This window comes from Bartonella bacilliformis KC583 (genome assembly GCF_000015445.1).
Classification (GTDB): Bacteria; Pseudomonadota; Alphaproteobacteria; order Rhizobiales; family Rhizobiaceae; genus Bartonella; species Bartonella bacilliformis.
Map to the genome: position 1 here is coordinate 1003009 of NC_008783.1, position 13608 is coordinate 1016616.

Annotated in this window: 8 protein-coding genes; 7 read left to right on the forward strand and 1 reads right to left on the reverse strand. The window is 36.4% G+C overall.

Features of this window, described 5'->3' with window-relative positions; genetic code table 11:
- The first annotated feature begins 35 nt into the window (after positions 1 to 35).
- The 4 genes from BARBAKC583_RS04685 to carA all read left to right on the forward strand — a co-directional run bounded on the left by BARBAKC583_RS04685 (position 36) and on the right by carA (position 4955).
- Positions 36 to 1724 (forward strand): Na/Pi cotransporter family protein, encoded by a 1689-nt coding sequence (locus tag BARBAKC583_RS04685; RefSeq protein WP_005767465.1) that lies wholly within the window; start codon positions 36 to 38, stop codon positions 1722 to 1724.
- Between the two features lie 140 nt (positions 1725 to 1864).
- On the forward strand, positions 1865 to 2116 hold the full coding sequence (locus tag BARBAKC583_RS04690; protein WP_005767466.1) for a GlsB/YeaQ/YmgE family stress response membrane protein: 252 nt from the start codon (positions 1865 to 1867) through the stop codon (positions 2114 to 2116).
- 349 nt (positions 2117 to 2465) lie between these two features.
- Entirely contained in the window at positions 2466 to 2984 is a 519-nt protein-coding gene (ubiC, locus tag BARBAKC583_RS04695) for a chorismate lyase (protein ID WP_035453032.1), read from the forward strand.
- A gap of 771 nt (positions 2985 to 3755) precedes the next feature.
- On the forward strand, positions 3756 to 4955 hold the full coding sequence (gene carA, locus BARBAKC583_RS04700) for a glutamine-hydrolyzing carbamoyl-phosphate synthase small subunit (protein WP_005767468.1): 1200 nt from the start codon (positions 3756 to 3758) through the stop codon (positions 4953 to 4955).
- A 165-nt stretch (positions 4956 to 5120) separates the two neighbouring features.
- On the opposite strand, the gene BARBAKC583_RS04705 is transcribed toward carA, so the two are convergent.
- Positions 5121 to 6341 (reverse strand): tetracycline resistance MFS efflux pump, encoded by a 1221-nt coding sequence (locus BARBAKC583_RS04705; RefSeq protein ID WP_005767469.1) that lies wholly within the window; start codon positions 6339 to 6341, stop codon positions 5121 to 5123.
- 1000 nt (positions 6342 to 7341) lie between these two features.
- Between BARBAKC583_RS04705 and carB the strand changes: the two genes are divergently transcribed.
- The 3 genes from carB to BARBAKC583_RS04725 all read left to right on the forward strand — a co-directional run bounded on the left by carB (position 7342) and on the right by BARBAKC583_RS04725 (position 12923).
- Positions 7342 to 10827: a carbamoyl-phosphate synthase large subunit gene (gene carB, locus BARBAKC583_RS04715; protein ID WP_005767473.1), complete on the forward strand. Its 3486-nt coding sequence runs from the start codon at positions 7342 to 7344 to the stop codon at positions 10825 to 10827.
- A gap of 251 nt (positions 10828 to 11078) precedes the next feature.
- The gene (locus BARBAKC583_RS04720) at positions 11079 to 11288 is read left to right on the forward strand and encodes a cold-shock protein (protein WP_005767476.1); all 210 of its coding nucleotides are present in this window, start codon (positions 11079 to 11081) and stop codon (positions 11286 to 11288) included.
- A gap of 432 nt (positions 11289 to 11720) precedes the next feature.
- A complete protein-coding gene (locus BARBAKC583_RS04725) occupies positions 11721 to 12923 on the forward strand; it encodes a pyridoxal phosphate-dependent aminotransferase (RefSeq protein WP_005767479.1) in 1203 nt (400 codons plus the stop codon).
- The last annotated feature ends 685 nt before the right edge of the window (positions 12924 to 13608 follow it).

Consider the following 13608-nt stretch of genomic DNA (forward strand, 5'->3'; position numbering starts at 1 on the left):
ACCTACATTCAAACAAAAAAGAAAGAAAAAGTATCATGAATGGCTCGCTGATACTCCTTCATCTTGCAGGCGCTGTTTCTTTACTGCTTTGGTCTACACGCATGGTAAGAACAGGAGTTGAGCGTGCCTATGGTGACAAACTCAAATCTAAATTACGTCACGTCATGTCTAATCCATTTTTCTCTGTAAGTTTTGGACTTTTCATGGCCGTGATCCTACAAAGCTCGACAGCAGTGACACTCCTTGTTGGCTCTTTTGTTGGCTCTGGTTTTGTTTCTAGTTTAGCAGGGCTTATGGCAGTACGTGGAGGAGAATTAGGGTCAGCCCTTGTTGTTAAAATTCTCTCTTATAATCTTACCCTCGTTGTCCCTTTATGTCTTTTGATTGGCACTTCCATCTTTATGACAACTGAAAAACATAATTGGCGCCAAATGGGGCGTATCATTATTGGTATTGGACTTTTAATTCTATCTTTACAAATGACAAGCGCTACGACAGAATCTCTACGTGATAGTGCGATCCTACCTAATATCATTAGCTATCTCTCAACAGACCCTATTTCGGCTTTTTTGTTAGCAGCAGCTTTAACGTATTTTTTACATTCATCCATTGCAGGAATTATTTTGCTCGTTAATTTTGCTAATTATGACTTGATTCAATCTCAATTATGTATCGTGATGGTCCTAGGCGTCAATCTGGGTTCTTCTCTTATTGCACCAATTCTAACACGTAATGCCGCTCCTGATACCCGTCTTATCCCATTGGGTAATTTACTAATGCGCGGTGCTGGTTCAATCGTGATCCTGGTCTTATTCCTCTTTTTTCAATCACCAACTGCATGGCTTGGCGACAATGCTGCTACTCAAGTCATCAATGCTCACATTATTTTTAATATTCTTATTCTTCTTGCTGGCATTCCACTATCAAAATGGATTTTAAAACTGACCACAATCATCGTCCATATGAGTACAAAAACACCGCAAACCGATAATACTCTTGATCTAGCTAATCAAACAGCTCTTGATGATAGTGTGCTAACTCGCCCAACGTTAGCACTCTCTAATGTTACGCGTGAAGTAATCCATATTTGTAATCTTGTTGATATAATGCTGGAAAAAATTATAAGACTTTACAACAATTCTGATCCTGCGGTCATACATGAGCTCAACCAACTCAATACCATTTTAGATAAAAAACATATCGCAATTAAACTATATCTCGCACAGCTTGCCAGACAAAAACTATCTGATCAAAAAGCTCTTCGCACACAAGAGCTCTTAAGTGCATGTATAAAATTAGATCAAGCAGGAGATATTATTATCCATATGCTGACACTTGTTAAAAAGAAACAGCAAAAAGGCTTAGAATTCACCACTGACAGCTGGAATGACTTGCTTCACTTCCACACCATTGTTTTGGATAATGCACACATTGCATTTAATGTTCTTGTTTCACGTGATACCCATACTGCACATTTGTTGGTACAGAAAAAAGACCGGTTACGTAATTTAGAAAAAGAAACAAGCTTAAAATATTTTAAACGCTTACGTGAAGGTGAGGCCCTAAACGTGGAAGCATCTAACCTTCATCTTAACACTATACATGATCTTGAACAAATTAATTCTCTTCTAACCTCCATGGTCTATCCTGTTTTAGAAGAACAGGGACTATTGCAAAGTTCTCGCTTAAGAACCTCTCCTGAACAACAAACAGCTACCCTTTGAACAGAAAGATGAAATTAACATTCATCAAGAAATATGGAATGAAATTCCCAATAGTGATACATTTCTGAAAATAGACAAATCTTGACCTTAAAAAAGCCCACTCTAATTAAGGTTGCAAGTTTAAATTGAGGGAGAATATAATGGAAAACGTGCAAATCGGCTGGGTTACAGCTATTATTATCGGTGGTCTAGCAGGTTGGGCGGCGCAATATTTTATGAAGAGTCAAACAGGAGTATTATTAAATATTGTCTTAGGAATTATTGGTGCTGCATTGATGAGCTTCTTTTTTAGCTTTTTAGGCATTAATGTTGTTGGTTGGTTTAGCTATCTTATTTTTGGCTTTATTGGAGCCTGCATTCTTATATGGATCGGTCGAAAAATCCGATCATAGTTTACTCATGAATTCTGTAAAAACACTTTCCAGTGCTTTTTTGCAACTGCCGCGAAAATTTTATCTTAACTTTAGAAATTATAGTCAAAATTTTTGATCTGCGGCGTTAATTAAATGTTTACAAGCCAGACAATCTTCTGTTGGCAAATTCCGTGCCCGTATTCAATCATCTCCGATGAAAAATTTTTCATCTTGAGATAAACAATAAATCTACTCTTAAGCGATATTCCTTTTTAAAACACTCTCGCATCTAACAACTTTCCACATATCCATTTCTGCATTACAAAGAAATCTTTGGATGATTTTTTCATCTGAAAAGCAGCGTGCTAATATAATTTAGGTAAGTAAGATGATGTTTAGGACTGAAGACTCTATTTTGCCACCATTAGAGTGGTTATCCGACAATAATAGCTCTGTCCCCCCTGCTATTTATGACTGGCTGATGGAATTAGGTTCCATGACTCTTCGTTTTGAACGTTATTGCACTCGTGTTCACGTTGAACCACGACATGAATACTTTATTGCTCGGAATGAATTAAAAGAAGAAGCTGAACACCTCCCTGAAAGCTCACTTTATTGGCTACGCGAAGTTGTTCTTATGGGGGACAATCAGCCTTGGCTTTTGGGACGTACAGTTATCCCGCAGGAAACTTTAGCCCATCACAGTAATGCATTGATGAATTTAGGAACTTTACCGCTAGGGCGCTATTTGTTTAGCAATGGTGAATTAACTCGCGATTATATTCACATTGGCCGGAAGGATTCATTGTGGGCACGTCGTTCTCGTCTGCGATTATCAGGAAAACCACTTCTACTGACTGAGCTATTTTTAGCAGATTCGCCACTATACACAGAAGATCCCTCTTAATTATATTGGTATTGCATTTAAACTGCCTAATAATTTAATAATCTGATCACAATAGAAGATGCTACAAGTTCCTTTTTCAAGTTTTGCAAAATTCATTTTGCCTTTTTCACATAGGCTATCAGCTAACTTTAAAAAATTGTTTCACATAATATTCTTTTAACGGCACGACTCCCCTCCCTATTCTTACCGTCGTATAATTTTTCACTTTTATATTTACACGAAAATTTTATAACATCTTGTTCAACAGTTATCTTACCAAACCAATAGAGAAATTATTTATGAATAATAACTAATTTTACCTGTCTTTTAGCACTTTCAAGAAACTAAACTGCTTCATGAATGAGCACAAATTTTTCATAAAATTTAGCTATTGTAGACTGCAATCATCATTACTTTTTTGCTAATTTTCTGATTACAATAAAAAATATCATAATTCTTTATCTGAGCACTCATCAAACAAAGCATAACGAGATGCGCCCTATTTTGCTTTTGCTTTTTAAAAGTAATTGAACATGCTATGGTAATCAAACACGTAATATAATAAACTTATTCAATGTAGCGCAAATAAAAAAGTTAATCCTCAAACATATTAAAATACATAATATAATGAAAATAATAAATAACATAGCTTATGAAATACCAAAATTAAGTCTTTACCTATTCATGTAATATACTTATACTTCTAAATCTAAGCAGAACATTCCAAGAACGATATGCGGCAATCTATTATAGCTGTAGTTTCTTTACGATATCGAATTGTGAGCATATACTATGACGAAAACCACCCTATCTTCTGATCCTTGGAGTATCAAAAAACCTACAGCTCTCTTAGTATTAGCAGATGGAACGGTCATTGAAGGTGAAGGGATAGGCGCTATAGGTATTGTTGAAGCTGAAGTATGTTTCAACACTGCTATTACAGGCTATGAAGAAATTCTTACTGATCCATCATATACCGGACAAATCATTAATTTTACTTTTCCCCATATTGGTAATGTAGGCACAAATAGTGAAGATATTGAAGATCTTACGCCTCTCCATCACTATGGTGCAGTCGGTGCCATTTTTAAAGCACATAGCTCACCTTCTAACTACCGTGCAAACGAAAATCTAAACCAGTGGCTCAAAAAACATCAAATTATTGCACTCTGTGGAATTGATACACGAGCATTAACTGCCCTTATCCGAGAAAAAGGTGCACAAAATGCTGTCATTGCTCATGATCCCAATGGGAATTTTGATATCAATGCTCTGAAAGAACGTGCACAAAAATGGTCAGGTCTTCTCAATCTTGATCTTGCAAAAGAAGTGACATCGAAGCAATCAATAGAGTGGAATGAAAAGCCATGGATATGGAATAAGGGTTATACTATTAATAATGAATATAACTTTCATATCGTTGCGATTGATTATGGCATTAAGCGCAATATTCTTCGTCTTATGGCTGCACAAGGTGCACGTATAACTGTTGTACCAGCACACACGAGTGTACAAGAAATTCTAGCAATGAAACCTGATGGCATTTTTCTTTCTAATGGCCCAGGAGATCCAAACGCTACAGCTGAATATGCTGTTCCAATGATTAAGACATTCATTGAGTGCAATATACCGCTTTTTGGCATATGTCTTGGCCACCAGCTCCTTGCTCTTGCTGTCGGAGCTAAAACCATAAAAATGCATCAGGGACATCATGGTGCTAACCATCCTGTTAAAAATCTTATCACTGAAAAAGTTGAAATTACATCTATGAACCATGGTTTTACTGTAGATTCTACATCTCTACCGCAGTATGTTGAAGAAACGCATATCTCTCTCTTTGATAGTACAAATTGCGGTATTCAAATTATTGGAAAACCCGCTTTTTCTGTTCAATATCATCCTGAAGCTTCCCCTGGTCCACAAGACAGTCACTACCTATTTCAACGGTTTCATGATCTGATTGTCAATTACAGAGAACAGTCCAATAAATAGTCTTTTGTGGGTCTTCTCACTAGGCATTGCACCTTCTCCTGCCCTTGAAATACCTCTTCAATAAGCCGTGGGTGAATGGTTTATTACTCTATGCACAGAGCTCATGAGCTTCTTTTTTCTTTTTAATTATCTTTGTAAAGTATTTTCAAGCTTCATGTTAAGAGCTTACCTCACCCGTAAAGCAAAAACAAAAATTGCCACAAAAATCATAAAAAAACTACCAGCAAAAGGCGCACCAGAAAAATGAAATACAGCGTCTTCATATGTAAATTTTTCGAAGAGAAGCGTATAAAAAATGGGCCCAATGATTGAACTTAACGAAGTAATAGAAGTCATTGCGCCCTGTAATTCCCCTTGTGCATTCGCTGGTACTTGTGCTGCAGCAATAGAGCGCATAGGTGCATGAACGAGATATTCAAGCATTGTAAAAGAAAAAACAGCGTAAACCATCCATCCTTGTATTGCAAAGGTATAACCAAGCATACCAGTCAATGCAAAAAAGAGCCCTACCATGGAAATATGCCAATCACTCCAACGCTTGGAAAGATAAGGTAATATAAGACCTATCACGATAATCTGTCCTACTCCGAAAACACTATAAGACAACCCAATAGAAAATGAGCTCCAATCATAGCGTTCTTTAGCAACAAATGCCCAAACACTTGGCCATACAGATTCTGCAAGCCAATAAAGAAAAAAAGCGAATAAAACCCAAAAAACCTTTGGGTATTTTTTAAGTTGCAAAAGCGCACCTAGGGGATTAGCACGTCTAATATCAAAACGACGTCTATTACGCATAGAAAGAGTTTCTGGCAGCATCACCCATGCAAAAATAAAATTAATGAATGAAAAACCAGCTGCAAAATAAAACGGAACACGTGGCCCAAATTGACCTAAAAAACCACCGATAAGGGAACCTAAAATGAATCCCAATCCAAATGCCATACCTATTAAGCCAAAATTACGTGTGCGTGTCCTATCATCTGATATATCTGCCAAATAAGCCGAACAGACTGCAAAACTAGCACCACTTATCCCAGATAATAAACGCCCAATGAATAAAACAGAATAACTCCACGCTATAGCACATATAAGATTATCAATAGCAAAACTAATGATAGAGATAAGTAAAATAGGGCGGCGACCATAACGATCAGAAAGATTGCCAATAAATGGGGCAAATAAAAATTGCATCACGGCATAAGTTGCCAATAACACTCCTGCATTCACAGAAGCCTTGCTAATATCCTCTCCTGTCAACTGAGAGAGATATTCTGGTAAAATAGGACTGATAATTGCAATCCCGATAATATCCAGTAACAAAGTGATAAAAACTAAAATAAGCCCAGAACGAACAAATTTTGGATTAAGTTCTTTATCTTTCATTCCCCCACACTCACTACTCTTTAAGCTTTACCTCATTCAAAGCAGTTCATATAGTATAATGCACTCTTATATAAAACTATAAAAAAATTTAAAAAAACTAAAAATAATCCTACAAGTTTTCATCTTACTAGATAATGAAAATCTAAGCCTTTCTTCACATTACACAGATAAATAATTAGCAATCTATTGAAAATCAATATATTTCGTACATACTCTTTAAGGCCTTACCATCATTTGATGATCCACATTCAGTCTCACTTAACTATAATCATTTTGAAAAATTTTTGACTGGTTAAATCAGCTAAACAACTCCTTCAGCGTACGCCAAATATGCTATCGAATTAAATCGATCATTACAATCAATCCCTCAGCTAACCAAACAATAACACATGTCGATAGCAAAAACTTAAAGCTGTGTGCCTAATAATACTGGATAAGTAATAAGCGAAAATATGTAATCAGTTAAATAAAAATTGCTAACATGAACTAATATTATAGTTTAGCAGAAAATTTCTGATCTAAATCTCTCTTTGGTGAATATTTAGTCACCCTTTGATGTAAGGCATTACCCTTAATATAATTTTCATAGAGAATGAGAACACATAAAAAATTATAATCTCGAGAACTTAAAATCATGAGCGTCAAAATAAGCAGACTGATTCCACCATACTGCATCAATAACCCTAATTTATTCCATGAAGTTTCATCAACAACAATGACCAATATTTACCACCCGCAGCAATTTTCAACATTTTTGAATTTGTGTACAATTTCCACCAGAGTATAATTGTCTATTTTATCAAAAATGCATTTTTTCACTTAACACAGAAGTAATCCACGACAAAAAAAGACCTTAATTTTCAATTCCACGAAAAAAAGAATAAAAGAAGTATTTTATGGCTTACTTTCTTCGTTTATTAACCTATAAGATAAGTTCAGCCTTAAATTTCAAATTCTGCCTGCTGCAATTGTGCGCAGATGTTTGTGATAGGAACAAACCATGCCAAAACGTACAGATATAAAATCTATCCTTATTATCGGAGCAGGACCTATTGTTATTGGTCAAGCATGTGAATTTGACTATTCAGGAACTCAAGCCTGTAAAGCTTTGAAAGAAGAAGGGTATCGAATTATTTTGGTTAACTCTAATCCTGCAACCATTATGACCGATCCCGATTTAGCAGATGCTACTTATATTGAACCTATTACCCCAGAAGTTGTTGCCAAAATTATTGCTCATGAACGTCCTGATGCACTTTTACCAACCATGGGAGGACAAACAGCACTTAATACTGCTTTATCCCTAAAGCGTATGGGGATTTTAAGCCGCTATAACGTTGAAATGATTGGTGCTAATGCTGACTCTATTGATAAAGCTGAAGATCGCGCTTTATTTAGAAAAGCAATGGAGAAAATCGGTTTGGAAACGCCGCGCTCTATGTTAGCCAACGCAACCGAACTTAAAGAAGAAGATCGCCGGATCCATGAACAAACACGTGATAAACTGAAAACTGAACTTTCTGGTGATGCACTTGATCAAGCGCTAGAAGAATTTGAATATAATTGGCACCAGACGGAATCTGAACGCAAACAACATTATATAGCACATGCAACTGCAAAGGCAGTGCAAGCCCTTGATATTATTGGATTACCAGCCATTATACGCCCTTCATTCACGCTTGGCGGTACAGGGGGCGGTATTGCTTACAATCGCTCTGAATTTTATGAAATTATTGAACGAGGCCTCGAAGCCTCACCAACAACAGAAGTTCTCATCGAAGAGAGTGTTATGGGATGGAAAGAATATGAAATGGAAGTTGTCCGTGATAAAGAAGACAATTGCATCATCATCTGTTCCATTGAAAATATTGATCCTATGGGTGTCCATACTGGTGATTCTATCACCGTTGCTCCTGCCCTTACTTTGACTGATAAAGAATATCAGATTATGCGCAACGCCTCAATCGCTGTATTACGGGAAATTGGTGTTGAAACTGGTGGATCTAATGTGCAATTTGCTGTTAATCCTGAAAATGGGCGTCTTATTGTTATTGAGATGAACCCGCGTGTTTCTCGTTCTTCAGCACTTGCTTCAAAAGCAACGGGTTTTCCAATCGCTAAAGTAGCCGCTAAACTAGCCGTTGGCTACACACTTGATGAACTTAAAAACGATATTACGGGTGGAACGACACCAGCATCGTTCGAGCCTTCCATTGACTATATTGTTACCAAAATCCCTCGTTTTGCTTTTGAAAAATTTCCTGGTTCATCCTCTGCTTTAACCACTGCAATGAAATCTGTGGGAGAAGTCATGGCAATTGGCCGTACTTTTCAAGAATCACTACAAAAAGCACTTCGTGGACTTGAAACAGGTCTTACCGGTCTTGATGAAATTTCGCTTCCTGAACATGCTGAAGGCGATGAAAAAAACTCTATCCGATCAGCGATTGCAATTCCAAGCCCTGATCGCTTACGCTATATTGCACAAGCAATGCGTATGGGATTACCCCTCAATGAAATTTACCAAATCAGCAAAGTTGATTCATGGTTTTTGGAACAAATAGCCTCTATCGTTAAAATGGAACAGCGCATTCAAACTCATGGGCTTCCCCAAGATGCAAATAACCTGCGCATGTTAAAATCTATGGGCTTTTCTGATGCACGTTTAGCTAACCTTACTGGACAAAAGCCAGATGATGTTGCTGCTTTGCGTAAATCCCTTAATGTTAAACACATTTTTAAACGTATTGATACATGTGCAGCTGAATTTTCCTCATCTACAGCTTATATGTATTCAACATATGAGTCTCCCCTCGCAGGGGTAGAACGCTCAGAAGCACAGATTTCTCAGCGTAAAAAAATTGCTATTTTAGGTGGAGGTCCTAATCGCATTGGTCAGGGTATTGAATTTGATTATTGTTGCTGTCACGCTGCTTTTGCCTTGCGCGATGCAGGCTTTGAAGCCATCATGATTAACTGCAATCCTGAAACCGTATCGACCGACTATGATACGTCCGATCGTCTTTATTTTGAACCTTTAACAGAAGAAGATGTTTTAGCTATTTTAGAAACAGAGCAGGAAAAAGGTGAGCTAGTTGGAGTTATTGTCCAATTTGGCGGACAAACACCACTAAAATTAGCAAGCGCATTAGAAAAAAATAATATTCCCATTTTAGGAACTTCGCCTGATGCTATTGATTTAGCAGAAGATAGAGATCGTTTTCAAAAATTATTATTCAAACTTAATTTAAACCAACCCAAAAACGGCATTGCTTACTCAATTGAACAAGCGCATCTCATTGCTCATGAACTGGGCTTTCCACTTGTTGTACGCCCTTCTTATGTTTTAGGTGGACGTGCGATGCAAATTATCCGCGATGAACGTGGCTTACAGAATTATTTGCTTAAAATAGTTCATGAATTAGTACCAGAAAATATTAAAGCCTATTACCCTAACGACAAAACAAAACAAACCAACATATTGCTCAGCAAAAATCCACTTTTGTTTGATACCTATCTAACAGAAGCTATTGAAGTTGATGTTGATTGTCTAAGTGATGGCAAAGAAACACTCATTGTTGGTATTATGGAACATATTGAAGAAGCAGGTATCCATTCTGGTGATTCCGCTTGCTCTTTACCAGTACATACACTTTCACGCAAGTTGGTCATGGAGTTAGAGCGTCAAACAAAAGCTTTAGCTCAAGCACTGCATGTTTGTGGTCTTATGAATGTACAATATGCTATCAAGGATGAAACAATTTATGTCTTAGAGATTAATCCCCGTGCTTCACGTACTGTCCCATTCGTAGCAAAAGCTATTGGTCAACCAATAGCTAAAATTGCTGCACGTATTATGGCGGGAGAAAGTCTTCACCACGCACTAGAAGCTTATGGTGGATTACCATCTGTATCGAAAAAATCACATATTGCTGTCAAAGAAGCAGTCTTTCCTTTTGCTCGTTTTTCAGGTGTAGATACATTACTTGGTCCTGAAATGCGTTCAACTGGTGAAGTCATGGGACTTGACTATGATTTTGCACTCGCTTTTGCTAAAGCACAACTTGGAGCTGGTGTTGAACTCCCACAGGAAGGAACTGTGTTTGTTTCTGTTAGAGATGAAGATAAAAAGTGTCTTTTAAAGCCCATTCAACGCTTAGAAAAGCTTGGTTTTTCAATCTTAGCGACAAGTGGAACACAAAAATTTCTTATAGAACACGGCATTAAAGCCCAAAAAATCAATAAAGTTCTAGAGGGACATCCTCATATTGAAGATGCCATTCGTAATCGAAAAATTCAATTAATTTTCAATACAACGAGTACCGCTAGCGCTATTTCAGATTCTAAATCATTACGCCATGCAGCATTAATGCAAAAAGTACCTTATTATACAACAATGGCTGGAGCTGAAGCTGTAGCACAAGCGATTGAAGCACTCAAAGTGAATAATCTTGAAGTGCGTCCTTTGCAACACTATTTTAATTGATATTTTTGCTATGTGATGAAATGCTATTCTCTTTGTTTTTTTGATAATCTTTTCCTGATATAAAATCGATTAATCTTGCTTTTTATCTAAAGCTTCTCTATAATTGTCCCAATCGGATTTTCGGTTATGCGACTTTTTTTCCTGTGCGACATGCACTTTTGACAAAACTTCTCCCGCCCAATTTCGATTTAAAATTGTATTGAGAGCTTTTAGCTTCAATACGCGATAGCTAATATATAAAGGAGTTTCCTATGTCTACAGGAATAGTTAAGTGGTTTAATGCAACAAAAGGTTTTGGATTCATCCAACCTAATGATGGTAGTGCGGATGTTTTCGTACATATTTCTGCTGTTGAGCGTTCTGGCTTGAACAGCCTTAACGAGGGGCAGAAAATTTCTTATGAAGTTCTTAAAGACCAGCGTTCAGGAAAATTTTCTGCAGGAAACCTATCAGCTCTTTAAATTCTACCTATTTCATTTTAAAACCTCGCCTGTAAAAGCGAGGTTTTTACTTTTTCAATTACAGTTTACCTTTGTAACAAAGCATTTGTCTGCTTTACCAACAATGCAACAAGCAATTTTTCAAAATTTAAATGAAAATACGATCTTCATTACAAGATAAAACAAATTATTATTAGCACTAAAGGTAATAAAATCCTTGTTAAGAGATTAATCGCAACTTTACATAAAGAAGATAAAATCATCATTCCATCTCCTTATAGTATTCTATATTAAACATGTATTTTTAGAAACACTCAAAAATATTCAAACAAAAGTTGTAAAAGCTACCCTAAAACAAAATTTTCTAAGAGTTTTCTTGCAGTTTTTTATGACTTACGACATACTCTTCCATAATTACGTTAACTCATTCTTATATCACATAAGGAAAAAATTATGGCTTTTATTGCTGATAAGCTTTCTCTCATTAAACCTTCTGCAACGATTGCTGTTGCCCAAAAAGCGCGTAATTTAACAGCTTTGGGCCGTAATATTATTTCTTTAAGTGCCGGAGAACCGGATTTTGATACACCAGACAATATTAAGAATGCTGCTATTGAAGCCATTCGGCGTGGTGAAACAAAATATACCCCTATATCTGGTATTTCAGAATTGCGCCAAGCAATTTCTGCAAAATTTAAACGAGAAAACGATCTCCATTACACACCAGACCAAATTATTGTCGGCACTGGTGGTAAGCAAATTCTTTTTAATGCATTAATGGCAACTTTGAATAAAGGAGATGAAGTCATCATTCCATCTCCTTATTGGGTTAGTTATCCTGAAATGGTGGTTATCAATGAAGGGACGCCTGTTTTTGTAGAGAGTAAGGCTGAGTTTTCTTATAAACTCCAACCGCAAGATCTAGAAGCTGCCATCACCCAAAAAACAAAATGGTTCATTTTTAATTCACCCTCCAACCCATCTGGTGCTACATATACACATGATGAATTAAAAAAGCTGACAGATGTCTTAATAAAATATCCCCATATCCATATTCTCTCGGACGACATATATGAGCATTTAACATATGGAGACTTTCCCCCTGTTACTCCGGCTCAAGTGGAACCAAGACTTTATGACCGTACCCTAACAATGAACGGTGTTTCTAAAGCTTACGCTATGACCGGTTGGAGAATTGGCTATGCAGGAGGTCCACAGAAACTAATTAAAGCCATGGATATAATTCAAGGTCAACAAACATCTGGCACAAGTTCTATTTCACAATGGGCAGCTGTTGAAGCGCTCAATGGCCCACAGGATTTTATTATTCAAAATAAAAAGATCTTCAAAACACGCCGCGATCTTGTTGTTTCTATGCTTAATCAGGCTCCGGGTCTTAGCTGCCCAACACCTGAAGGTGCTTTTTATGTTTACCCCTCTTGTGCAAATCTCATTGGTAAAAAAACGCCAACAAATAAAATTATTACCAACGATGAAGATTTCGTAACAGAGTTATTAGAAGTTGAATCTGTTGCTGTCGTTCATGGATCTGTCTTTGGACTTGGACCAGCATTTCGTATTTCTTATGCAACATCAGAAAAAATACTCGAAGAGGCTTGCTTACGTATTCAGCGTTTTTGTAACAATTTGCTATGAAAATCCTCAATCATCATTTTGGGTATCTTAGTTTCTCCTAAGGTGCCGACATTTATATCAATTGAATGAAGGGAATGAAGAGAACACAAATTTGTTCTAAAAGCCTAACATAAAAGAAGATTATACGAGATCATGTGATAATAGCCAACACCATAGCAATTTTTTCGAGAATCTCATTAAATTGGTGATGCACTGGTAATTCACACAAATGATACTCACATATACATACTTCTATTTGCTTTCATATTGAGTTGTTTGCTATTTTGGGCTTAAATATATTCCTGCAAAAGTAAAGATTTTGGATTTATTGTTATCATATTAACTAGATAAAAAATAAGCAAAAACCTACCAATCAAGGCAAATCTATAATTGCCCAATAGACAATCCTCTGATAAAAACCTATTGGTATTACTGAATAATTGTAAAGTTAGCTATTCTATTCATTTCATCCGTAATATTTGGAAGTGTCTCATTCTCTTATAAAGACTTGACCTTAACCAACATGGATACTGATAATCCTGTTATTTTTCATAGATTCTCATCAAGTCTCAACACTTAAAAAAAATTACTGAATATCCCTAAAACTCTTATTTTTTTCTTTATTATTATTTACCATATTTCATTTTTTAAAGATCTTCGCAAAAACTAAAAAAGACCATAATAGAAAACTTAGGCACGTCTCCTA

Excerpts from the sequence above, each read along its gene's own strand:
- BARBAKC583_RS04685 (WP_005767465.1), top strand. The coding sequence starts at position 36 with ATGAATGGCTCGCTGATACTCCTTCATCTTGCAGGCGCTGTTTCTTTA.
- BARBAKC583_RS04690 (WP_005767466.1), top strand. The coding sequence starts at position 1,865 with ATGGAAAACGTGCAAATCGGCTGGGTTACAGCTATTATTATCGGTGGT.
- ubiC (WP_035453032.1), top strand. The coding sequence starts at position 2,466 with ATGATGTTTAGGACTGAAGACTCTATTTTGCCACCATTAGAGTGGTTA.
- carA (WP_005767468.1), top strand. The coding sequence starts at position 3,756 with ATGACGAAAACCACCCTATCTTCTGATCCTTGGAGTATCAAAAAACCT.
- BARBAKC583_RS04705 (WP_005767469.1), bottom strand. The coding sequence starts at position 6,341 with ATGAAAGATAAAGAACTTAATCCAAAATTTGTTCGTTCTGGGCTTATT.
- carB (WP_005767473.1), top strand. The coding sequence starts at position 7,342 with ATGCCAAAACGTACAGATATAAAATCTATCCTTATTATCGGAGCAGGA.
- BARBAKC583_RS04720 (WP_005767476.1), top strand. The coding sequence starts at position 11,079 with ATGTCTACAGGAATAGTTAAGTGGTTTAATGCAACAAAAGGTTTTGGA.
- BARBAKC583_RS04725 (WP_005767479.1), top strand. The coding sequence starts at position 11,721 with ATGGCTTTTATTGCTGATAAGCTTTCTCTCATTAAACCTTCTGCAACG.